The sequence below is a fragment of the Crossiella sp. SN42 genome (genome assembly GCF_023897065.1).
Lineage (GTDB): Bacteria > Actinomycetota > Actinomycetes > Mycobacteriales > Pseudonocardiaceae > Crossiella.
In genome coordinates this window covers 1-21,858 of the sequence record NZ_JAMHIV010000011.1, presented here as the reverse complement: position 1 = coordinate 21,858, position 21,858 = coordinate 1, and the positions used below count along the sequence as shown (strand labels likewise).

24 protein-coding genes are annotated in these 21,858 nt (G+C 72.3%); 16 read left to right on the top strand and 8 right to left on the bottom strand.

Going from position 1 to position 21,858, the window contains the following annotated elements; all coding sequences use genetic code 11:
- Positions 1–104 precede the first annotated feature (104 nt).
- Together M8C13_RS14570 and M8C13_RS14565 are read right to left on the bottom strand one after the other, a co-directional pair.
- The gene (locus M8C13_RS14570) at positions 105–545 is read right to left on the bottom strand and encodes a VOC family protein (protein WP_252481107.1); all 441 of its coding nucleotides are present in this window, start codon (positions 543–545) and stop codon (positions 105–107) included.
- A gap of 30 nt (positions 546–575) precedes the next feature.
- The gene (locus tag M8C13_RS14565) at positions 576–2,153 is read right to left on the bottom strand and encodes a CocE/NonD family hydrolase (protein WP_252481106.1); all 1,578 of its coding nucleotides are present in this window, start codon (positions 2,151–2,153) and stop codon (positions 576–578) included.
- A gap of 108 nt (positions 2,154–2,261) precedes the next feature.
- On the opposite strand from M8C13_RS14565, the gene M8C13_RS14560 reads away from it, so the two are divergent.
- From M8C13_RS14560 to M8C13_RS14530, 7 genes are read left to right on the top strand one after another with little or no spacing between them, the layout of a single operon-like run.
- The gene (locus tag M8C13_RS14560) at positions 2,262–2,879 is read left to right on the top strand and encodes a hypothetical protein (RefSeq protein WP_252481105.1); all 618 of its coding nucleotides are present in this window, start codon (positions 2,262–2,264) and stop codon (positions 2,877–2,879) included.
- A 10-nt stretch (positions 2,880–2,889) separates the two neighbouring features.
- Positions 2,890–3,822, top strand: coding sequence for a glucosyl-3-phosphoglycerate synthase (locus M8C13_RS14555; protein ID WP_252481104.1), 933 nt, complete (start codon positions 2,890–2,892; stop codon positions 3,820–3,822).
- Positions 3,823–3,850: 28 nt separating this feature from the next.
- The gene (locus tag M8C13_RS14550) at positions 3,851–4,189 is read left to right on the top strand and encodes a PadR family transcriptional regulator (protein ID WP_086783113.1); all 339 of its coding nucleotides are present in this window, start codon (positions 3,851–3,853) and stop codon (positions 4,187–4,189) included.
- Positions 4,186–4,836, top strand: coding sequence for a permease prefix domain 1-containing protein (locus M8C13_RS14545; protein ID WP_252481103.1), 651 nt, complete (start codon positions 4,186–4,188; stop codon positions 4,834–4,836). The genes M8C13_RS14550 and M8C13_RS14545 overlap by 4 nt, the downstream gene beginning before the upstream one ends.
- Before the next feature lie 36 nt (positions 4,837–4,872).
- On the top strand, positions 4,873–5,184 hold the full coding sequence (locus tag M8C13_RS14540; protein WP_252481102.1) for a DivIVA domain-containing protein: 312 nt from the start codon (positions 4,873–4,875) through the stop codon (positions 5,182–5,184).
- A complete protein-coding gene (locus tag M8C13_RS14535) occupies positions 5,177–5,626 on the top strand; it encodes an SRPBCC family protein (RefSeq protein ID WP_252481101.1) in 450 nt (149 codons plus the stop codon). Before M8C13_RS14540 ends, M8C13_RS14535 begins: the two co-directional genes overlap by 8 nt.
- A complete protein-coding gene (locus tag M8C13_RS14530; RefSeq protein ID WP_252481100.1) occupies positions 5,623–6,192 on the top strand; it encodes a DNA-3-methyladenine glycosylase I in 570 nt (189 codons plus the stop codon). Before M8C13_RS14535 ends, M8C13_RS14530 begins: the two co-directional genes overlap by 4 nt.
- Here M8C13_RS14530 and M8C13_RS14525 read toward each other — a convergent pair.
- Together M8C13_RS14525 and M8C13_RS45775 are read right to left on the bottom strand one after the other, a co-directional pair.
- A complete protein-coding gene (locus tag M8C13_RS14525; protein ID WP_252481099.1) occupies positions 6,179–6,961 on the bottom strand; it encodes an enoyl-CoA hydratase-related protein in 783 nt (260 codons plus the stop codon). The genes M8C13_RS14530 and M8C13_RS14525 overlap by 14 nt on opposite strands.
- Before the next feature lie 24 nt (positions 6,962–6,985).
- Positions 6,986–7,759, bottom strand: a complete 774-nt coding sequence (locus M8C13_RS45775; RefSeq protein WP_374213074.1) for a PaaX family transcriptional regulator C-terminal domain-containing protein — start codon at positions 7,757–7,759, stop codon at positions 6,986–6,988.
- Positions 7,760–7,921: 162 nt separating this feature from the next.
- Here M8C13_RS45775 and M8C13_RS14510 point away from each other — a divergent pair, with 162 nt between their 5' ends.
- Both M8C13_RS14510 and M8C13_RS14505 read left to right on the top strand, forming a co-directional pair.
- A complete protein-coding gene (locus tag M8C13_RS14510) occupies positions 7,922–8,089 on the top strand; it encodes a DUF3117 domain-containing protein (protein ID WP_149848953.1) in 168 nt (55 codons plus the stop codon).
- Positions 8,090–8,211: 122 nt separating this feature from the next.
- The gene (locus M8C13_RS14505; RefSeq protein ID WP_252481098.1) at positions 8,212–9,744 is read left to right on the top strand and encodes a leucyl aminopeptidase; all 1,533 of its coding nucleotides are present in this window, start codon (positions 8,212–8,214) and stop codon (positions 9,742–9,744) included.
- Here M8C13_RS14505 and M8C13_RS14500 read toward each other — a convergent pair.
- Positions 9,735–10,643, bottom strand: a complete 909-nt coding sequence (locus M8C13_RS14500) for a LysR family transcriptional regulator (RefSeq protein WP_252481097.1) — start codon at positions 10,641–10,643, stop codon at positions 9,735–9,737. The two genes, M8C13_RS14505 and M8C13_RS14500, sit on opposite strands and share 10 nt — an antisense overlap.
- A 66-nt stretch (positions 10,644–10,709) precedes the next feature.
- On the opposite strand from M8C13_RS14500, the gene M8C13_RS14495 reads away from it, so the two are divergent.
- The gene (locus tag M8C13_RS14495) at positions 10,710–12,056 is read left to right on the top strand and encodes an MFS transporter (RefSeq protein WP_252481096.1); all 1,347 of its coding nucleotides are present in this window, start codon (positions 10,710–10,712) and stop codon (positions 12,054–12,056) included.
- A gap of 1,402 nt (positions 12,057–13,458) precedes the next feature.
- Here M8C13_RS14495 and glgA read toward each other — a convergent pair.
- Entirely contained in the window at positions 13,459–14,670 is a 1,212-nt protein-coding gene (gene glgA / locus M8C13_RS14490; protein ID WP_308202802.1) for a glycogen synthase, read from the bottom strand.
- Positions 14,671–14,683: 13 nt separating this feature from the next.
- Between glgA and glgC the strand changes: the two genes are divergently transcribed.
- Positions 14,684–15,898 carry a glucose-1-phosphate adenylyltransferase gene (glgC, locus tag M8C13_RS14485; protein WP_252481094.1) on the top strand — a complete coding sequence of 405 codons (1,215 nt, stop codon included), beginning with the start codon at positions 14,684–14,686 and terminating at the stop codon, positions 15,896–15,898.
- Between the two features lie 10 nt (positions 15,899–15,908).
- Here the strand turns inward: glgC and M8C13_RS14480 are convergent, their stop codons facing one another.
- Positions 15,909–16,559: an O-methyltransferase gene (locus tag M8C13_RS14480; RefSeq protein ID WP_252481093.1), complete on the bottom strand. Its 651-nt coding sequence runs from the start codon at positions 16,557–16,559 to the stop codon at positions 15,909–15,911.
- Positions 16,560–16,852: 293 nt separating this feature from the next.
- Between M8C13_RS14480 and sigE the strand changes: the two genes are divergently transcribed.
- Genes sigE through M8C13_RS14460 form a run of 4 tightly spaced genes read left to right on the top strand, consistent with a single transcriptional unit; the run spans position 16,853 to position 20,060 of the window.
- Positions 16,853–17,449, top strand: a complete 597-nt coding sequence (gene sigE / locus M8C13_RS14475) for an RNA polymerase sigma factor SigE (RefSeq protein ID WP_252481092.1) — start codon at positions 16,853–16,855, stop codon at positions 17,447–17,449.
- A complete protein-coding gene (locus M8C13_RS14470) occupies positions 17,446–18,063 on the top strand; it encodes an anti-sigma factor (protein WP_252481091.1) in 618 nt (205 codons plus the stop codon). Before sigE ends, M8C13_RS14470 begins: the two co-directional genes overlap by 4 nt.
- A gap of 58 nt (positions 18,064–18,121) precedes the next feature.
- Complete coding sequence (locus M8C13_RS14465) at positions 18,122–19,630, top strand: S1C family serine protease (protein ID WP_252481090.1); 1,509 nt, start codon at positions 18,122–18,124, stop codon at positions 19,628–19,630.
- Between the two features lie 34 nt (positions 19,631–19,664).
- Positions 19,665–20,060, top strand: coding sequence for a sec-independent translocase (locus tag M8C13_RS14460; RefSeq protein WP_252481089.1), 396 nt, complete (start codon positions 19,665–19,667; stop codon positions 20,058–20,060).
- A 22-nt stretch (positions 20,061–20,082) separates the two neighbouring features.
- Here the strand turns inward: M8C13_RS14460 and M8C13_RS14455 are convergent, their stop codons facing one another.
- On the bottom strand, positions 20,083–21,228 hold the full coding sequence (locus tag M8C13_RS14455) for an Mrp/NBP35 family ATP-binding protein (RefSeq protein WP_252481088.1): 1,146 nt from the start codon (positions 21,226–21,228) through the stop codon (positions 20,083–20,085).
- A gap of 121 nt (positions 21,229–21,349) precedes the next feature.
- On the opposite strand from M8C13_RS14455, the gene M8C13_RS14450 reads away from it, so the two are divergent.
- Positions 21,350–21,841, top strand: a complete 492-nt coding sequence (locus M8C13_RS14450; protein ID WP_252481087.1) for a MarR family winged helix-turn-helix transcriptional regulator — start codon at positions 21,350–21,352, stop codon at positions 21,839–21,841.
- Positions 21,842–21,858 lie beyond the last annotated feature (17 nt).

Below are 21,858 nucleotides of genomic sequence, written 5' to 3'. Positions count from 1 at the left end.
CGACGACGCGGGCGCTTCCGGGGCCACTTGCGACCGTGTCCGCAGACCAGCCGCCACTTGCACTTTCACCGTACTCCGGATGCCCTCGCTGTCAAACCCGCGGCTCAGGCGACGCAGAACTGGTTGTCCTCCGGGTCCAGCATGATCACGAAGTCCAGCGCGCCGTCCTGCTCCACCCGGCGCAGCACCCGTCCACCGGCCGCGGTCAGCCGGGCCACCTCCGCCTCGATCAACGGCACCCGCTCCGCGGCGGGCCGGGTCCGTCCGCCGCTGACCTTGAGGTCCAGGTGGAACCAGTTCTTCCCCTGGTGTTTTTCCGGGACCCCCTGGAAAAACAGGCTCGGGCGCGCGTCGTCGGGGTCCGACAGGTAGGCACCCTCGAAGAAGTCCTCGGTGTCCTCATAGCCCTTGAACTCGAAGAAGGCCTGCCAGCTGTCCCAGTCCTCGGGAGGTGGCTTCTTCACGTAGCGAAGAGCCACCTCCCAGAAGGCCGACATGCGGACCGGGTCGGTGCAGTCGATGGTCAGGTTCCAGTCGGTCGCCATGCGGCGAAGCTAGACCCGGTCACCGACAGTTCAGCCCAGCGGCAGATCGAGCCGGGACGGGTTGTCCGCGGGCGAGCTGAAGGTGACCGAGGAGCCGACCTTGCTCTCGCCCCGGTACAGCCCGTCCACCGTGTCCACCACCACCGCGACCCGGTGCCCGGCCGGCACCGGGTGCACCAGCGGGTCCAGTGAGATGTCCAGGATGGTGGGCTTGCCGGGAGTGGCCTCCAGCAGGGTGTGCGGCTGGTGGGTGAGCAGGCGGCCGGTGCCGGTGGGGCCGACGTCGTAGAGGTAGGCGACCACGGTGGCGCGGGCGCTGCTCGGGGTGACGGTCAGGTGCAGCCTCGGGGTGCCGCGGACGGTGGCCGGGCTGGTCAGCACCGGGGTCTGCCAGACGCCTGCGTTGGTGCGCAGCACGCCGGGCAGCCAGGCGAACTGCGGGATGCCCAGCGCCTCCGCGCCGCCGGTGAGGATCGCGGTGCCGCCGTTGGCGATGGTGTCGACGCCCGCGTCCGCCTTGTGCGACCAGCCGGTGCGGGCGGAGCTGACCAGCTCGCCGGTCCGGTTGAGCACCGGGGTCAGGCCGGAGAGGTACAGCTTCTTCGGCGCGGCCTCCAGCGCGGCCCAGCTGTCGTAGCCCTTCCAAGCGCCGCCCAGGGTCGGGCAGACCTGCACCGGCTGTTCCTTGTCGATGCCGTTGGCCAGGCCGCGCAGGTGCCGGTCGAACCAGCGGTGCACCGAGGTCCAGGTGTCATTGGGCAGGCCGATGATGCCGGTCAGCTCGGGCACCGCGTGGTCGCCGGGCTGGAACTCCAGGCGCTTGGGCAGCTGGAGCTGGTTGTAGTAGTCGGCGAGCTGCCCGGCCGGGAACAGGCTGTCCGACCAGCCGTTGGCGATCAGCACCGCGGGCTTGTTCGCGTTCAGCCCGGCCAGCTGCCGCGCCGGGCTGCGCTCGGGCGCGAGCTTCATCGCCTCCACCCGGTCGTTGCGCTCGTAGGCGGCCAGGGTGTGCTCCAGCTTCGCGCCGGGACGGCCGGTGAGCCTGCCTGCCAGGGCGAGCAGGCCGATCGCCTGCTGGCTCCAGGTCTGGTTGGGCAGCAGCGCGGCGGCCAGGTCGGCCCAGGCGCTCAGCGCGGCCACCGCGCGCACCCGCTTGTCCTTGGCCGCGGTGAGCATGCTGATGCCCGCGCCGTAGGAGACCCCGGCCATGCCGATCTTGGTCGGGTCGGCGCTGGTGTTGGCCAGCACCCAGTCCACCACCGAGGAGGCGTCCTGGATGTCCTCCGGCCCGGCCACCTCGATGGTGCCGCCGGACTCCCAGAACCCGCGGGTGGTGTAGCTGAGCGCGACGTAGCCCGCCTCGGCGAGCTTGCGGGTCTGCGCGAGGTACTCCAGGTTGTTCACGCTCCAGCTGGAGATCAGCACCACCGCCGGGTGCGGACCGGGTCCGGCCGGGCGGAACAGGTGTGCCCCCAGCTTCGTCCCGTCCTTGCTGGTGATGGTCAGGAACTCCGGGCCTGCCGGAGCCGCGCTGGCCACCGGGGCGAGCGATCCGCTGGTCACCAGCGCGGTGAGCGCCGCCAGCAGGAGTAGGACGAAGCGACGCATCTGACCTCCATTGGCCCTTACCGGTCAGTAGGTAAAAGTGGCCAGGACCACATTGGTGACGTGTTTGTGGCCGAAGTCACAGCGAGGGCCTCGTGGCACGATCGACAGGTGACGCCACTCCGCTTCGCGCTCGACGGCCGGGACCTGCCGGACAACCGCGCGCTGGTGCTCGCCCAGGTCGAGCCCACCGCGGCCGCCGTGGACGCCGCGCTGGCCGAGGGCGCGGACCTGATCGACCTGGGCACTGCCGACCCCGCCTTCGTCGCTGAGACCAGGGCCCGGCACCCGGGGGTCGCGCTGGCCGCCACCCCCGGCGACGTCTACGCGCTGTGCGAGGCGGGGGCCGACCTGCTCGACGGCACCGGCGGGGACGGCGAGATCGACGAGACCGCGGCCCAGTACGGCCGGGGCCTGATCACCGCCTCGGTCCGGCAGGCCGAGTGGTCGCAGTGGCTGCAGGTGCCGCGCGCCGGCGTGCTGCTGGACTGCCCGCCCGGGCCCGACCTGCTCCGGCGGCTCGACGAGCCGGTCCAGTGGCCCCGGCTGATCACGTTGCCGGACAACGGGTTGGGCGACGCGGCGCTGGCGGTGGCCGCGCTCGCGGCCTGGCGCGGGGTCCAGGTGGTGCGCACCCGCGAGGTGCCCAGGGTCCGGCAGGCGCTGGAGATGGCCGCCAGTATCAACGGGAGCAGGCCGCCCGCCGCGGTGCTGCGCGCCCTGACCTGAGAGGAGCCTTGTGCGGCAAGGCATCGAGGACTGGTTCGCGACGCACACCTGGCAGAGTCCACAGTGGAGCGTCGAGGAACTGGTGCGGGCCAAGGCCGGGCGCACGGTGAGCGTGGTGCTGCCCGCGCTGGACGAGCAGAAGACGGTGGGCGCCATCGTCTCCGCGCTGCTGCCGATGGCCACCGGGCCGGACCCGCTGGCCGACGAGCTGGTGGTGCTGGACTCCGGTTCCACCGACGCCACCGCCGAGGTGGCCGCCGCGGCCGGGGCCAGGGTGGTGCGCCGGGAGGAGGTGCTGCCGGAGCTGCCGGTGCGGCCGGGCAAGGGTGAGGCGCTGTGGCGCTCGCTGGCCGCGACCACCGGCGACCTGGTGGTCTTCCTGGACTCCGACCTGGTCGACTTCGACCCCGGCTTCCTGCCCGCGCTGCTCGGCCCGCTGCTCACCGAGCCGTCGGTGGCGCTGGTCAAGGGCTTCTACCGGCGTCCGCTGCGGCTGGAGAGCGAGGGCGGCGGCCGGGTGACCGAGCTGCTGGCCCGGCCCGTGCTCAACGCGCTGCGGCCGGAACTGGCCGGGATCGTGCAGCCGCTGGGCGGGGAGTACGCGGCCCGGCGGGACTTCCTCTGCGCGGTGCCCTTCGCACCCGGCTACGGCGTGGAGATCGGCCTGCTGCTGGACGCGCACGCCCGCCACGGCCTGGACGGCCTGGCGCAGGTCAACCTCGGCGTGCGCAAGCACCGCAACCGCTCGCTGGCCCAGCTCGGCGTGATGGCCAGGCAGATCCTGGGCACCGCGCTGGCCCGTTGTGAGATCGAGGCGGACGCGGGCGCCTACATCCAGTTCACCCAGGTGGCCGAAGAGTGGCTGCCGGATGCCACCGAGATCGCGCTGACGGACCGGCCGCCGATGAGTGAGATCCATCGCATGTGTAGTGGGGCTACCTGATCTACTTAGGCTCCCCTACACTGATTGTGTGAAGTCGGACGCTCTACGTGGGCACCTGGACGCCCTGCTGCTGGCCACTCTCGACGGCAGGGAGCTCCACGGTTACGCGATCATCGAGGCATTGCAGCTGCTCAGCGGGGGAGCGCTCGACCTGCCGACCGGCACCGTCTACCCGGCGCTGCGCAGGCTCGAGCGAGCCGGGTACGTCCGGAGCGAGTGGAGTACGGTTGCCGGGCGGCAACGGCGCACCTACCAGCTGACCGGCGCCGGGAAGCGGGCATTGGCCGCGGAACGCACCGCCTGGCGTGAGTTCACCGCGGCCATCGAGGGTGTACTCGGAGGCGGACCATGGCCTGCAAAGGCTTGATCGAGTCCTACCTGAGCGAGCTGGACTCGCGACTGAGCGGTCCCAAGGCGGCCAAGGCCGACCTGCTGGCCGAGGCTGAGCACAGCCTGCGCGATGTCGCCGAGGCCTACGCCGAGGCCGGGATCGCCGACGCCGAGGCGCGCGCGGTGCGCGAGTTCGGCCCGATCCCGATGATCGCCCGCGAGTACCAGGCCGAGCTGGCCGCCGCGCACGGCGCGCACGCGATCCGCTCGCTGCTGCTGGCCATCCCGCTGATCCACGTGATCCACCAGGCCTCCCGGCAGCTGTGGGAAGGCGCGTCCTGGCAGGGTGGGGCCCTGCCGCCGGACTGGTTTCTCATGCTCACCAACGCCGTCGACTACGTCTGGGTGCTGATCGCGGTGTTCGCGCTGCTGGCACTGGTGATCGGCAAGCGGGTCGCGCAGCGCTGGGTCTCGGCCCGGTTGCTCGGCCGCTCGGCAGGCGCGTTCATGACCATCATGCTCGGCGGCTACCTGGTGCTCCAGCTGCCCATCGTGATCGGCGGCATGGCCATGGACGGCCTGATGCTGCACCCCTCCGCGCTGCTGACCGGCATGGCGGCCTCCTTCGTGCTGGCCTACCTGGTGCACCTGACCAGGCGCTGCTTCGTGTTGTCGGCCGCCTGAGGCAGCTGACGGTGGTCCATGCCACCATCTACAGGCGTGACCACCGCCCTCATCTACCTCGTCGTCATGATCTTCGTGGCGGCCGTGGTCTTCCTGCTCGCCTCGCTGGTCTTCGGCCGCGGCGAGCAGCTCGCGCCGCTGGCCCCGGGGGCCACGCCGACCGAGCTGCCGTCCTCGGAGGTCAGCGGCGAGGACCTGCGGGCCGTGCGGTTCCAGCAGGTCGTCCGCGGCTACAAGATGTCCGAAGTGGACTGGGTGCTGCAGCGCGCCGCCGATGAGCTGGACGAGCTACGGGCCAGGGTGGCCGAACTGGAAGCACAGGAGCAGGAGGCGCGCGCCGGTGAGTGAGGAAGTGACCCTGACGGTGGCCGTGCCCGCCCCGGCCGAGGTGGCCTGGGCGGTGGCCTCGGACTGGGCCAACCAGGGCGAGTGGATGCTCGGCACCGAAGTGCACCGCACCGGCGGCGACGGGCAGAGCACCGGCTCGACCATGGTCGCCTTCACCGGCGTGGCCGGGCTGGGCTTCTTCGACACCATGGAGATCACCGGCTGGGACCCGCCGCGCAGCTGCCAGGTCCGGCACACCGGCAAGCTGCTGCGCGGCGACGGCGGCTTCCGGATCGAGCCCACCTCGGACCGGCTGTCCCGGCTGGTCTGGTGGGAGCGCCTGGACCTGCCCTACGGCCCGCTGGGCAAGGTCGGCTGGCCGCTGGTCCGCCCGGCCTTCACCTGGGGCCTGCGCCGCTCGCTGGACCGCTTCGCCAGGCTGTGCCGGGACCGCCGCCCGTGAGCGGTGCGCTCGCCGGCCCCGACGGCAGGCCGCGCTGCGCCTGGGGCGCCGCCACCCCGGACTACGTCGACTACCACGACACCGAGTGGGGCCGCCCGCTGCGCGGCGAGCAGGCCATGTTCGAGCGGATGTCGCTGGAGGCCTTCCAGTCCGGGCTGTCCTGGATCACCATCCTGCGCAAGCGGGAGAACTTCCGGGCGGCCTTCGCCGGGTTCGACCCCGAGGTGGTCGCCGGGTACGCCGAGCCGGACATCGAGCGCCTGCTGGCCGATCCGGGCATCGTGCGCAACCGGGCCAAGATCCTGGCGGTGATCCGCAACGCCCGCGCGGTGGCCGAGCTGGACCAGCCGCTGGACGAGCTGCTGTGGTCCTTCGCGCCGGAGCCGGGACCGCGGCCGAAGACCATGGCGGAGGTCCCGGCGATCACGCCGGAGTCCACCGCCATGGCCAAGGCGCTGAAGAAGCGCGGCTTCGCCTTCGTCGGGCCGACCACCTGCTACGCGCTGATGCAGGCCACCGGCATGGTCGACGACCACATCGAGGACTGCTGGGTCAGGTGCCGGTGAAGGTGGGCTTGCGCTTGGCCACGAAGGCCGCGACCGCCTCGCGGTGGTCGGTGGTCTGACCGGCCTCGGCCTGGGTGCGGGCCTCGGCCTCCAGCGCGGCCTCCAGGTCCGAGCCCGCCGCGATCAGCATGGCCTCCTTGAGCTTGGCGTAGGCCGTGGTCGGGCCGGCCGCCATCCGCGCGGCCAGCTCCTGCGCCGCGGTCAGCGCCTCGCCGTCGGGCACCACCCGGTTGACCATGCCGAGCTCCTTGGCCTCCGGCGCGGTGACCGGCTGGGCCAGCAGCATCAGCTCCATCGCCCGGCCGTAGCCGATCAGCCGGGGCAGCGTCCAGGACGCGCCGGAGTCCGCGGTCAGGCCCACGTTGGCGAAGGCCATCAGGAACTTCGCCGACTCGGCCGCGATCCGCAGGTCGCAGGCGTAGGCCAGGGAGGCCCCGGCGCCGGCGGCCATCCCGTTCACCGCGGCGATCACCGGCTTGGGCAGGCCGGTCAGCGCGCGCAGCATCGGGTTGTAGTGCTTGCGCACGGTCTCCAGCGGGGCCGGGTCACCGGCCTCCAGCAGCGCGATGTGCTCCTTGAGGTCCTGGCCGGCGCAGAAGGCCTTGCCCGCGCCGGTGAGCACCAGCGCGCGCACCCCGGGGTCCTCACCCGCCTCGTGCAGCGCGGTCAGCAGGCCCTCCTTCATCTCGACGGTGAAGGAGTTGAACGACTCCGGCCGGTTCAGCGTGATCGTGCGGACACCGTCGGCGTCGTCGATGAGCAGCGGCACTGTGGACTCCTCGGCGTTGGGTGGTCAGTCGAGACAGCTGTCCAGGAACGCGACCGCGCCCTTGGCCAGCTTCTGGGTGCTGGTGTCGAAGAACCGGGCCGCGGTGTGGCCGGGCCAGTCCGCGGGCAGCAGCTGCGGTGGCAGGCCAGGGTCACGGAACAGGAACTTTCGCCAGGCGTGCAGCAGTTCCTGGGAGGCGGCGAAGGCCGAGGGCGGCGCGGCCGGGTCCACAGCGGACAGTCGGGGCTCCCAGTCGGCCACGAACCGCCGGTAGTCCGCGCCGAGGGAGTCCAGGTCCCAGGCCCGCGCGGCCAGCTCCACATCGCTGCCCTCGTGCGCGGCGAAGAAGGTGCGCGCGGCGATCTCCTCGGCCCGCAACAGCTCGCTGAGCTCGGGTGAAGCGCGGGGTGCGACCCACGTCACTGGACCCAACTCTCCGTAACCCAGCAACTTCAGCGAGGAAGTGAGCTCCTCCCGCGCGGGCCGGGCCACGAGGGCCTCCAGGACCACCAGATGCCACTGGCCGTCCCATGTGGACGGACGCGTTCGGTAGATTCGGGCGGCCGCCTCGTCGAGCCTCCGCTCGGCACGCGGGGTGAGCGCGTAACCTGGGCTCCCGTGCAGCCGAACGGGCTTCAACCAGCCCTGACGGACCGTCCGCGACACCGCGGTACGCACGGCAGGAGCGGCGAAACCCAACGGCTCCAACAGCCGGACCAGCGCGGCGACGGTCGCCGCACCGCCCCTGGAACGAAGATGTCCGCCATACACGTCGAACAAAGCTGAACGAGCCCGCACGACGGCCGAGTCTGTCAGCCATCAGACTCCTCGACCAGCCCGAGCGCGACACGAGATGATCGGTTCGGTTTCGCAGGTGCGTACATATGGGGGACAATGGAGACCTACCGGTATGTCGGGGGATGTGCCGGCGGGGAAGGTTGTTGACGGAGGGAGCACGCGATGGCGGCCATGAAGCCCCGGACCGGTGACGGTCCCCTGGAGGTCACCAAGGAGGGCCGCGGCATTGTCATGCGCGTTCCGCTGGAAGGTGGGGGGCGCCTCGTCGTCGAGATGTCGGCGGAGGAGGCAAGCAACCTGGGCGATGCCTTGAAGGCCGCCGCCGGCTGACGCCGCCGTAACCAGGTTCCGCTTTTCTTCAGTCCCCGGCCTGCGCCACGCAAGCCGGGGACTTGTTACGTTCACCCGACGGTGTGCGATGGTTCAGCTCCGCCGCCCGCGTCTCCGCAGCTATGCCTGGAGGTCCTTCAGTGCCATCCGTGGTGCCCACCGCGCCCAGCCCGGTGCCCGAAGTCACGATCGCGCGCAAACGGCGCAAGGCCGCGTCGACGGTCGTGTTGGCGCACAAGGGCGAACAGGGTCCGGAGGTCGGCACTGGCGCGGACTCCCTCGACCTGCCGGAGGGCTGGCGCGAGGCCCTCGCGCTGACCGGCGCGGCCGGCGAGACCAAGATCGTTCCGCGGGCGGAGGGCGGACTGGCCTGGGTGCTCGGACTGGGCGCTGGCACGGTGAAGGACTGGCGTTCGGCGGGCGCCGCACTCCTCCGGGCGGCCGACGCGCGGGCCGCCGCGGATGAGGAGAACGGCCGCACCCCGGCCAAGCAGCTCCAGGTGCTGCTGCCCTCGGACGTCGACGCCGAGCGGGTGGCCGCGTTCACCACCGGGGTCGCGCTGGGCGGCTACAAGTTCAAGGTCACCGGAGCCAAGCAGGCCCCCGCGCCCAAGGCGGTCGAGCTGCTGCTGCCCGAGGGCGTGGACGCGCCGGAGCTGGCGGACGTGGTCGCCGCGGCCGCGCAACGCGCCAAGGTGACCTCGATCGCACGTGATCTTGCTAACACTCCCTCGGACGTCAAGGACCCGGCCTGGCTGGCCGGCACCGCGGCCCGGCTCGGCAAGGGCGTGGACGGGCTGACGGTGACCGTCCGGGACGAGAAGTGGCTGGCGGCCCAGGGCTTCGGCGGCGTGCTCGCCGTCGGCGGCGGCTCCTCCCGCCCGCCGAGGTTCGTCGAGCTGACCTGGCGGCCGGAGCTAATCACCACCGACTCCCCGCACCTGGTGCTCGTCGGCAAGGGCATCACCTTCGACACCGGCGGCATCTCGATCAAGCCCGCGGCCGGCATGCACCTGATGCGCACCGACATGTCCGGTGGCGCCGCGGTGATCGCCGCGCTGCTCGGCATCGCCGCGCTCAAGCTGCCGGTGCGGGTGACCGGCCTGGTGCCCTGCGCGGAGAACCACGTCTCCGGCTCGGCCTACCGGCCCGGCGACGTGGTCAAGCACTACGGCGGCACCACCACCGAGGTCACCAACACCGACGCCGAGGGCCGGATGGTGCTGGCCGACGCGCTGGCCTACGCCGTGGCCGAGCACCGGCCGGACCTGCTGGTCGACGTGGCCACGCTGACCGGCGCGATGAAGGTCTCCCTCGGCGTGCGCACCGGCGGGCTGTTCGCCACCGACGAGGAGCTGGCCGCGCGGATCACCGGCGCGGGCGAGCGGGTCGGCGAGGCCTGGTGGCGGATGCCGCTGCTGGCGGCGCACGAGGAGGACGTGCGCAGCGAGATCGCCGACCTGCGGCAGTGCCCGCCGGGACCGGGCGGCATCACCGCGGCGCTGTTCCTGCGCGAGTTCGCCGCCGGACTGCCCTGGGCGCACCTGGACATCGCCGGCCCCGCCCGGGCGGAGAAGGCCTACGACGAGGTCAGCATCGGCGCCACCGGGTTCGCCGCGCGCACCTTGGTGGAGCTGGCGGCCAGCTACTCCTGATCCCGTAAGACGAAGGCACGGAAGGCGCGGACCGCGGGCGGCAGTCGCTGACCCGCGGGCCAGGCCAGCTCCACGGTCCGCCGCAGCCGGGGTGTCAGCTCCAGCTCGACCACCCCTGGCGGCGGCAGCCGGTCCGCGGGCGGCAGCAGCGCCACGCCCAGCCCGGCCGAGACCAGGCCGCGCAGGGTCTCGATCTCCTGGCCCTCGAAGGCGATCTTCGGCGTGAACCCGGCCGCCGCGCACAGCTCGTCGGTGATCAGCCGCAGGCCGAAGCCGGGTTCCAGCTGCACGAACTCGTCCTCGGCCAGTTCGGCGATGCCGATCTCCGGCCGACCGGCCAGCCGGTGCCGCTCCGGCAGCACGGCGACCACCGGCTGGTCCTGGATCGGCGTCCGGTGCAGCCGGTCCGGCCAGCCGCTGGGCGGGGCCGCGGAGAGCACCAGGTCCAGCTCACCGCGCAGCAGCTTGCCCAGCACCACCTCGTGCGCGCCCTGGGCCAGGCTGAACCGGATGCCGGGGTGCTCGGCGCGGAAGCGGCGCAGCAGGTCCGGCACCAGCGAGCGGCCGAAGACGTGCAGGAAGCCCAGCGCCACCAGCCCGCGTTCCGGGTCGACCTCCTCCGCGGCCCGGCGGCAACCGCCCTCCAGCGCGGCCAGCGCCTCGGTCGCGGCCTCGGCCAGCAGCTGACCGGCCCTGGTCAGCCGGATGCCCCTGCCCTGCCTGGTGACCAGCGGCGCGCCCAGCTTGCGCCCGAGCTCGGCCACCCAGCGGGTCACCGTCGGCTGCGGCACGCCGAGTGACTCGGCCGCCCTGGTCACGTGCTGGTGCTCGGCCAGCGCCCGCAGCAGCTCCAGCCGCGGGGCGAGCACGCTGAGCAGCGCGTCCGTTGACTCATCCATGAGGGTATGGATTTTCGCACATACCGATATTGGACGTATGGGAAAACGATTCCTTACGGTCGGTCCATGACCTCGGAGCGGTGGCGGCAGACCCGGCTGACCCTCGGCGTCGCCGCCGCCGGGTTCACGGTGTTCGCCCTGCTCTACGCGCCGCAGTCGGTGCTGCCGGTGCTCGCCGAGGGCTTCCGGCTGACCGAGGCGCAGGCCTCGCTGAGCGTCACCCTGGCCACCCTCGCGCTGGCCGTCGGGGTGCTGCCGCTGGCCATGCTGTCCGAGGCGGTGGGGCGTCGGCCGGTGATGATCGGCGCGCTGGTCACCGCGGTCGGCATCGGGGTGCTCTGCCCGCTGGCGGAGTCCTTCGGCGCGCTGCTCGCGCTGCGCGCCGCGCAGGGGCTGGCGGTGGCCGGACTGCCCGCGGTGGCCATGGCCTACCTGGCCGAGGAGGTCGAGCCGGGCCGGGTGGGCACGGCGATGGGCCGCTACGTCGGGGCCAACTCACTGGGCGGGCTGTCCGGCCGGGTGATCTCCGGCCTGGCCACCGGCTGGGGCGGCTGGCCTGCCGGGCTGACCGCGGCGGCCGCGCTGGCCTCGGTCAGCGGCCTGCTGGCGATCCTGCTGCTGCCCAGCTCCCGCGCGGGACGGCCGGGCCTGCGGCTGCCCGCGGTGCTCGGCGGGGTGCGCACCGCGCTGCGCGATCCGGTGCTCTACGGCCCGTACGCGGTGGCGCTGCTGATGACCGGGGTGTTCGTCGCGGTGCACAACGTGATCACCTTCCGGCTCACCCAGGCCCCGTTCCTGCTCGCACCGGCCGTGGTCGCGCTGGTCTTCCTCTGCTACGCCGCCGGTGGCCCGTCCTCGGCGCTGGCCGGACGGCTGGCCGACCGGCGCGGGCGGCTGCCGGTGCTGCTGTGCTGCGTCTCGCTGGTGCTGGCCGGACTGCTGCTGACCCTGTCGGACCACCTGGTGCTGATCGTGATCGGCCTGGTGGTGCTCACCGGCGCGTTCTTCGCGGTGCACGCGGTGGCCAGCGGCTGGGTCGGCGCCCGCGCTCCCTCGGCCGCGCGCGGGCAGGCCTCGGCGATCTACCTGCTCTGCTACTACCTGGGCAGCAGCGTCGGCGGCACCCTCGGCGGCCTGGTCTACGCGCCCTTCGGCTGGCTCGGCGTGGTCGCGATGTCCTGCTGCTGGGTGCTGGCCGCCGGTGCCGCCGCGGTGGCCGCCGGACTGGCCTGGCGGGCGGAGCGACCGGCTCAGAAGTTCAACGGCAGGGTCATCGCCGGCTCGGCCGGGGCGAAGGTGAACGGGCCGCGGCTGGGCAGGGTCACCGTGGCCGGGGCCAGGGACACCGTCACCGAGGGCACGTTCGGCGGCACCTCCACCACCAGCGCGGTCGGGAAGACGTCGCCGCCGTAGCGCACGCCCTTCAGTGGCGCCTTCGCCCCGCCGGGCAGCTTGACCTGGATGTGCTCGGCGGTGCTCGGCCCGCCGAGGGCCTCCGGCAGCCCGCCCTCGCCCTTGAGCCGGATCTCCAGCAGCGCCTTGCCCGGCGCCGCGGACACCAGGTCGAGCCTGCCCGCGCTGTCCAGCACCGGCCGCTGCATGCCCAGGCGCACGCCCTGCACGGTGAGCTTCGCGGTGCCGGGGCTGCCCGCGTGCTGGAAGGTCAGCGCCTGGCTCGCGCTGAGCTGGGCCGCCGCGCCGGAGCCCCTGCGCAGCGCCGGTGGCAGCGGGTGGGCAGCCTTGCCGGTGGGCAGGTCGACCTGCTGCTCCAGGCCGGGACCGGTCTTGGAGCGCAGCACCAGCCGGGGCGCGGCCTGGCCGGTGTCCTTGACCGGCACGGTGAAGACCAGGAAGAAGGAGCCGAACTGGGGCAGCTGCGAGTCCGGCACGTCGTGCCAGCCGTCCGGCAGGTCCAGCGCCAGCTCCGGTCGCGGCGGCCCGCCCCTGGTCCAGCTCAGCTCGGTCAGCTCCTGTTCCAGCTGGCTGACCCGGTCGCTGTGCAGCCGCAGCACGGCCAGCCTGCTGCCGGACTCCGGGCTGAGCACGCCCCCGTCGGGCAGGGTGAACCGCTGCGGGTTGCCCCAGCCGGTGGCCCGCACGGTGAGGAAGTCGTCCCTGAGGTGGACCGCGTCGGCCGGGATCAGGCCGAGGTCGCCGTTGGACTTGCCGCCGTTGTCCGCGACCACCGCGAAGAAGCCGGGACCGGCGCTGCGCTGCTCCTCGCCGCCCGGCTTGGCCACCGTGCCGTCCACCCGCACCATCTCGGTGGCCGGGGTGCTGGAGGTGCCCGGCTCGGGCAGCTTCGGCTCGCCGACGGAGAACTGGCCGTCCCGCTGGGCCAGCGGCACCGGGATCCAGTCCGGCGCCGGTCCGGTGCCCGGCACCTGCACCGGGCCGCACCACAGCGTGTCGGTGACGTCGACCGCGCGGCCGCCCTGGGCTTGCACGTTCGGGTCCACCTTGGCGAACCAGCAGTGCACGCTGCCGTCCCCTGACCTGGCCACCTTCTGCTGGGCCAGCGCCCTGGTGATGGAGGCCTCGGCCGCGGACTGGAGGTGCTGACCGCCGTTGAGCCGCTTGCCGCCGATGGCCACGTCCACCGGAACCGGCGCGGGCTCCGGCTTCGGCTGCTCGGGCTGCGCGCCGCAGGCGGTGCTGACCAGCAGCACCGCCAGCACGGCCGAGCTCCGGCCCAGGTCGGCACACAACGCCACGAATAACCCCTCCGATAGGAGATCAAGTCCCTCTACCGGCTAAGGCGCAGAATCGCCTTGCGGGGTTGTATGGTTACAGAAAGATCAAACTGTGATCACCGTCACGACCGTTCGGCGTAGTCCTCGCCCAGTACGGATCGGTACACGTCCACGGTCTGCGCGGCCATCGTGGCCCAGGAGAACTCGGTCCGCGCCCGTCGCCGCCCGGCCTCGCCCATGGCCCGCGCGCGGCCGGGATCGGCCAGCAGCTCGTTCACCGCGGCGGCCAGGCCGGCCCGGAAGGCCGTCGGCTCGGACTCCTCGTAGTGCACCAGCAGACCGGTCTCGCCCTCCTCCACCACCTCGGGGATGCCGCCGACGTCGGAGGCCACCACCGCGGTGCCGCAGGCCATCGCCTCCAGGTTCACGATGCCCAGCGGCTCGTACACCGAGGGGCAGACGAACACGCTGGCGTGCGAGAGCACCTGCCGCACCTCCTCCAGTGGCAGCATCTGCTGGATCCAGAACACACCGGACCGGACCGCGGACAGCTCGGCCACCGCGGCCGCGGTCTCCTCGGCGATCTCCGGGGTGTCCGGCGCGCCCGCGCACAGCACCAGCTGCGCGTCCGGGTCGATCTGGTGCGCGGCCGCGACCAGGTGCCCGACGCCCTTCTGCCGGGTGATCCGGCCGACGAAGGCGACCGTGGGCCGGTCCGGGTCGATGCCGAAGCGCGCCAGCGCGCCGGTCTCGGTGACCGGGTGGTACCGCTGGCTGTCGATGCCGTTGCGCACCACGTGCACCCTGGTCGGGTCCAGCTCCGGGTAGCAGTCCAGCACGTCGGCGCGCATGCCCTCGCTGACCGCGATGATCGCGTCCGCGGCGGCGTAGGCGGTGCGCTCCACCCAGCTGGACAGGCGGTAGCCGCCGCCGAGCTGCTCGGCCTTCCACGGCCGGCGCGGCTCCAGCGAGTGCGCGGTGACCACGTGCGGGATGCCGTGCAGCAGCTTGGCCAGGTGCCCGGCCATGTTGGCGTACCAGGTGTGGCTGTGCGCGAGCTGCACGTTGCCGATGGCGTCCACCATGGACAGATCAACGCCCAGCGTGCTCAGCGCCGGGTTGGCGTTTTCCAGGCCCGGTGGGGCGGAATGCGCGACCACATCCGGCCGCGCGGAGCCGAAGCAGTGCACGTCAACGTCCACCAGGGACCGCAGTTCCGGGGTCAGGAACCCGACGTGCACACCAGCCCCGCCGTAGACCTCCGGCGGAAATTCCCGTGTCAGCAACGCAACTCGCACGCTTCGGGAGGCTAGTCGGCGAAGGGCGTCACATATAGGGTCGGTGATCGTGAGAGGCCAGCCGCACGTTCTCGGAATCGTGCTCGCCGGCGGGGAAGGCAAGCGGCTGTTCCCGCTGACCGCGGACCGAGCCAAACCCGCGGTGCCGTTCGGCGGCAACTACCGCCTGATCGACTTCGTGCTGTCCAACCTGGTGAACGCGGGCCTGACCCAGATCTGCGTGCTCACCCAGTACAAGTCGCACTCGCTGGACCGGCACATCTCCACCACCTGGCGGCTGTCCAGCGTGCTCGGGCAGTACATCACCCCGGTGCCGGCCCAGCAGCGGCTCGGTCCGCGCTGGTACACCGGCAGCGCGGACGCGATCTACCAGTCGCTGAACCTGGTGCACGACGAGCGGCCGGACCACATCGTGGTCTTCGGCGCCGACCACGTGTACCGGATGGACCCGGCGCAGATGATCCGCCAGCACGTCGACTCCGGCGCGGGCGTCACCGTGGCCGGGATCAGGGTGCCGCGCGCGGAGGCCAAGGCCTTCGGCTGCATCGACGCCGACGCCGGCGGCAAGATCACCCGGTTCCTGGAGAAGCCCAGCGACCCGCCGGGCACCCCGGACGACCCCGAGGTGACCTTCGCCTCGATGGGCAACTACATCTTCCGCACCGAGACCCTGCTGGAAGCGCTGCGCCAGGACTCGGCCAACCCGGACTCCGACCACGACATGGGCGGCGACATCATCCCCATGCTGGTCGAGCGGGACCAGGCCGCGGTCTACGACTTCGCCGACAACAACGTGCCGGGCGCCACCGACCGGGACCGCGGCTACTGGCGGGACGTCGGGACCCTGGACGCCTACTACGACGCGCACATGGACCTGGTGTCCATCCACCCGGTGTTCAACCTCTACAACCAGGCCTGGCCGATCCGCACCGCCACCCCGCCGCTGGCCCCGGCCAAGTTCGTCCAGGGCGGCACCGCGCAGGAGTCCGTCGTCGGACCGGGCTCGATCGTCTCCGGCCTGGTCAGCAACTCGGTGATCAGCTCGGACGTGATCATCGAGCCGGGCGCCCAGGTGCAGGGCAGCGTGCTCATGCCCGGCGTCCGGATCGGCCGCGGCGCGATGGTCCGCGGCGCGATCCTGGACAAGAACGTGGTGGTCGCGCCGGGCGCGGGCATCGGCGTCAGCCAGGCGGCCGACCGCGAGCGCTACACGGTCAGCGCGGGCGGCATCGTGGTGCTCGGCAAGGGCGTACGGGCCGACTAGGCCGTCTTGGCTAGCCAGTCTTGGCGGCCAGCAGCAGCCCGTCGCCCAGCGGCAGCAGCACCGGGACCAGGCGCTCGTCCGCGCGGACCAGCCTGGCCACCTCGCGCAGGCCGTTGGTGTCCGGGTCCTTGTAGGCGGGGTCGACCACCCGGCCGTGCCAGAGCGCGTTGTCGAAGGCGATCACGCCGCCGGGGCGCAGCAGCCGCACGCCCTCCTCCAGGTAGCGCGGGTACTCGGCCTTGGCCGCGTCCACGAACACCAGGTCGTAGCCGCCGTCGGTGAGCCGGGGCAGCACGTCCAGGGCCTGGCCCAGGATCAGCCGGGTCCGGCCGGGGCTGATCCCGGCGGCCACGAACGCCCGCCGCGCCGCCCGCTGGTGCTCCGGCTCCAGGTCGATCGAGGTCAGCACGCCGTCGGCGGCCATGCCGCGGAGCAGCCACACCCCGCTCACCCCGGCGCCGGTGCCGATCTCCACCACCACCCTGGCCTGCAGCGCGGCCGCGAGGAAGCGCAGCGCCGAGCCGCCGCTGGGCGCGATCGGCATGCAGCCCAGCTCGCGCCCGCGGGCCCTGGCCGCGGCGAGCACCTCGTCCTCGGCGAGGTAGTCCTCCACGTAGTCCCGCACGGCCGAAGCTGAGGTGGTCGGCGTCTCCGGTGTCACGAGCGGGAAGGTTACTGGCAGCCACTCACCGCGTGGGTGTACGCGCCGTATCGAACGCCCATCGGGGCAGGACACAGTGGGCAAGTACACCCGGACGGCGGTTCCGGAGGATTCTCAGGCTGCTCTCAGCTCGCTCTAACCCCGCCCTCACCGGCCTCGGACAGAGTAGGTCGAACAGAAGTCGAGGGGTGAACCAGAAGTGCCCGTGGCGCGTCCTGGGAACTAAAGACCAACCCTGACACGTTGATCCGACAGGGCGGAGCGAACCGCCCGCAGGAGGTGCCACCCGCACGATGCGTACCCAGGAGAGAAGCCTGGCCACCGGCACGGCGACCGCCGTCCCGGCTGAGGTGGCCGAGTGGAAGGTCCCCACGTGGGACGAGGTCGTGCGGGAGCACGCCGACCGGGTCTACCGGCTGGCCTACCGGCTCACCGGCAACCAGCACGACGCGGAGGACCTGACGCAGGAGACGTTCATCCGCGTCTTCCGGCACCTGACCGCGTACAAGCCGGGCACCTTCGAGGGCTGGCTGCACCGGATCACCACCAACCTGTTCCTGGACATGGTCCGCCGCAAGCAGCGGGTCAAGATGGAGGGCCTGCCCGACGACCAGGACCGGATCGCCGACGACGGCCCCACGCCGGAAGAGGTGTACGAGGAGACCCACCTCAGCCCGGAGTTGCAGGCCGCGCTGGACGAGGTCCCGCCGGAGTTCCGCGCCGCTGTTGTTCTTTGCGACGTGGAGGGGTTGTCCTACGAGGAGATCGGCGCGACGCTGGGCGTGAAGCTCGGCACCGTGCGCAGCCGGATCCACCGGGGACGGCAGGCAATGAAGGCGGCGCTGGAGCGGCACCGCGAACTCGCTGCGGCACTGGAGGAGAACGGATGACGGACCTGCGCGGTTGGGTCAGGTCGGAACAGCACCTCACCCCGGACGCGATCGTCGCGTTCGTCGACGGAGAGCTGTCGCCGGTGGCCCATGACCGAGCGTCCGCGCACGTGGCCAAGTGCCCACGGTGCGCGGCCGAGGTCTCCGCACAGCGTTCCGCCCAGACCGCGGTCCGGTCCGCGGGCACCCCTGGCATCTCCCACCGCCTGATGGCCTCCCTGTGCGCGATCCCGCAGGAGGTCGAGCTGCCTGCCATGCCGGAGGAGCTGGCGGTCACCGAGGACGGTCAGCTGGTCACCGTGCAGCGGCCCAACGCGGCGCGGGCCGCCGCGGCCGCGCGACCGGCCAGCGGTTTCGGCTCCGGCCCCGTGCTGGGCGGCAGCACCCCCTTCGGCGCGGGCCCGGCCTTCGGCGGCCAGCGCCGCTACGGCCTCGGCAACCGCCGGGTGCGCAACGGCGCGGGCATGGTCGTCTCCGGCTTCATGCTCGGCGCGCTCGCCCTGGCCGTGCCAGCCGCCTCCGCGCCCACCGCCGAGGTCAAGCAGACGCCCTCGCAGGGCGGCATCATCGGCCAGGTCCCCGCGGGCGTGCCAGCCCAGCTGACCGGCCGGTAGATCAAGACTTCTCCCCTCGTACGAGGACTTCACCACCGGTTTGGCAGGCTCATCGACGATGAGCGAGCAGCAGTCCAGCCCTGGTCAGCCCGGCGCGGATGAGCGGCCGCGGCTGGAACCGCGTCCGCTGCACCGGCCCGCTGTCGACCCCGCGCAGTCCGCCGTGTTCAGCCGCCCCGCCGGCGTCGACAGCGCCTTCGACCCGCACCGTCCGGAGACCCCCGGCAACGGCATCCACCTGGCCACGCCCCCGCCGGAGGCGCTGACCAAGGCCTTCGGCCGGCCGGAGGGTTCCCCGGAGCTGCTCCAGCGCCCGCCCGGCGAACAGCCCGCCGACCCCCGGCCCGAGCCCGATCCGGTGCTGTGGTCGGCCAACGGCCAGCCGGAAGGCGCTGCCTGGCGCGACCCGGCCGCAGGCGCCGTGCTCGGCCCGCCTGCCACCGTGGTTACCGAGCGGCCCGCGGACACCGGTCCCCGGATCACCGGCCCCGGGCCCCGGCTCAGCCTGCGTGAGCTGGCCTTCGGCAAGCGCCTGACCCCGGCCGCGCTGCTCGGCCTGGTCGGGTTCGTGCTGGTGATCAGCCTGGTCGGCGGGGTCATCGGCAGGCTCACCGCGGAGGGCGCGAACCCGCTCAACGACCCGGACATCACCCTGGCCGAGGTCGCCCCCGGCAAGGAGCGCGAACCCGGCTCGCTGGCCAGCCTGGCCAAGAAGGTGCTGCCCTCGGTGGTCTCCATCGAGGTCCGCCTCGGCGACAGCGGCGGCCTCGGCTCCGGCGTGGTGATCGACGGCAAGGGCTACGTGATCACCAACAACCACGTGGTCGAGATGGCCGCCAACGCGCAGAACGCCAAGGTCGAGGTCGTCTTCCACGACAGCCAGCGCGCGCCGGCCCGGATCGTCGGCCGCGACCCCAAGAACGACCTGGCCGTGCTCAAGGTCGAGGTGTCCAACCTGACCGTGGCGCAGATCGGCCGCTCCGGTGACCTGCAGGTCGGGGACAAGGTCATCGCCATCGGCAACCCGCTCGGCCTGGCGGGCTCGGTCAGCGAGGGCATCGTCTCCGCGGTGAACCGCCCGTTCCGGATCGAGGACGTGGTGTTCAACGCGGTGCAGACCGACGCCGCGATCAACCAGGGCAACTCCGGCGGCGCGCTGGTCGACTCCACCGGCGCGCTGATCGGCATCAACACCGCCATCGTCTCCCGCAGCGGCGGCTCGGTCGGCCTCGGCTTCGCCATCCCGATCGACGACGCCAAGGGCATCGCCGAGGCGCTCATCCGCAGCGGCGTGGTCAAGCACCCCGACATCGGCCTGAACCTCAAGTCGGTGATGAACGCCACCGTCAGCGGCGCCCAGGTGCAGAACGTGGTGCAGAACGGCTCGGCGGCCGCCGCGGGCATCCAGGAGGGCGACGTCATCCTGAAGCTGGGCGAGCGCACCGTGAAGAACGCCGACGAGCTGCTGGTCGCGGTGCAGCAGCACAAGATCGGCGACACAGTGCCGGTGCTGCTGGCCAGGCAAGGCCGCCAGTTGACCCTCAACGTGACGCTGAAGTCCGACTAGTCTGGGCTCGTCGGAGAACAGCTAGGAGGGCGTGGTGTTCGAGAGCATTGGCTGGGCCGAGATCCTCGTGCTCATCGTCGCCGGCCTGTTCATCCTCGGCCCGGAACGCCTGCCCGAGGCCGCGGCCTGGCTGGGCAAGACCCTGCGCAAGGTGCGCGAGTACGCCACCGGCGCGCGGGAGCAGCTCAAGTCCGAGATCGGCCCGGAGTTCGAGGAGTTCCGCAAGCCGCTGGAGGACCTGCGCAAGATCCGCGACTTCGACCCGCGCCGCGCGGTGACCAAGCACCTGCTCAACGACGTGGAAGACGACTTCCACCACAAGCCCAACGGCCACGCGCCGAGCCCGGCGGGCGCTCCCGTGGTGCAGCCCCCGGTGCAGCGGCCGCTCGGTTACAACGAGCGCCCGCCGTTCGACCCGGACGCCACCTGAGTCGCGTCCGGGCCTGAGGCGGTCAGCGGCCGGCCGGGCTGACGCTGAGCAGACGGCCGGACAGGCCGCGGGAGCGGACGCTCAGCTTCTCCGCGATGCCGAGCAGCACCTTGGCGGCCGCGGCCTCCGGTTCGGCCAGCACGATCGGCTCGCCCGCGTCGCCCTGCTCGCGCAGCCGAGGGTCCAGCGGGACCTGGCCCAGCAGCGGGACCGGGGAACCGATCACGGTGCTCAGCGAGTCGGCCACGATCTGGCCGCCGCCGGTGCCGAAGATGTCCATCCGCTCGCCGTTGGGCAGCTCCAGCCAGGACATGTTCTCGATCACGCCGGCCACCCGCTGGCGGGTCTGCAACGAGATCGCGCCTGCCCGCTCGGCCACCTCGGCCGCGGCCTGCTGCGGCGTGGTGACCACCAGGATCTCCGCGTTGGGCACCAGCTGGGCGATGGAGATGGCCACGTCGCCGGTGCCCGGCGGCAGGTCGAGCAGCAGCACGTCCAGGTCGCCCCAGAACACGTCGGCCAGGAACTGCTGGAGGGCGCGGTGCAGCATCGGGCCGCGCCACACCACGGGGGTGTTGCCGGGGGTGAACATGCCGATGGAGATGACCTTCACGCCGTGCGCGGACGGCGGCATGATCATCTTTTCCACCTGGGTGGGCTTGCCGGTGGCGCCCAGCATGCGCGGGATGGAGTGGCCGTAGATGTCGGCGTCGACCACGCCCACGGACAGGCCCTTGGCGGCCATCGCGGCGGCCAGGTTCACCGTCACGCTGGACTTGCCGACCCCGCCCTTGCCGGAGGCGACGCAGTAGACCCTGGTCAGCGAGCCCGGCTCGGCGAACGGGATGCGCGGCTCCTCCTGGCCGCCGCGCAGGCTCTTGCGCAGTTCGGTGCGCTGGGCGTCGCTCATCACGTCCAGGTGCACCCGCACGCCGGTGACGTCCGCGACCGCGGACACCGCCTCCGTGACATCCCTGGTGATCTTGTCGCGGAGCGGGCAGCCCGCGACCGTCAGGTAGATCGAGACGTCGACCGAGCCGTCCTCGCCCACCTCGACGTCCTTGACCATGCCCAGCTCGGTGATCGGTTTGCGGATCTCCGGGTCCTGGACGTGGGACAGGGCCTCGCGGATGGCGTCGACGGAAGGGCTGACACGTGAAGGGGTCACCCGGCCATGCTACGTCCAGCGGCAGATCCCCCCTGCCCACCGGCAGCCTCCGCCAACTTTTTTGACCGAATTGCCGGGGCACTCCGCGACCGGTTTGCAGCTCTCCGTAACATGGTGGATCGTGTCGGACCCCGGTACGGCTCGATTACCGACCAGCAGTGAGCTGGCGACCTGGCGCGCGTTCCTGCGCGCCCACGCCCGCATCACCCGATGGCTGGAAGCCGAGCTCATCACCGAACAGCGCCTGTCCCTTGCCGCCTACGACGTCCTCGTCCAGCTCGCCGAGGCTCCGGAGCGCCAGCTGCGGATGACCGAGCTGGCCGAAGCCGTGCTGCTCTCCCGCTCCGGGGTGACCCGCCTGGTCGACCGCCTGGAACGCGCCGGACTGGTCTGCCGCGAGCGGGCCGACGGCGACGGCCGGGGGGTGGTCGCAGTGCTCACCGACCGCGGCCTCGACCGGCTCCGGTCGGCCGCGGACACCCACCTCAGCGGGATCAGCAGGCACTTCGTCTCGCTGCTGGGCAGCGCGGAGCTGGACTCGTTGGGACGAACGTGTTCCCAGCTCGCTGACGGCGAGCTACCAGTGGCGTCGAACCGGCGCGCCCAGGCTTGACTGTGACATTGGCGCGC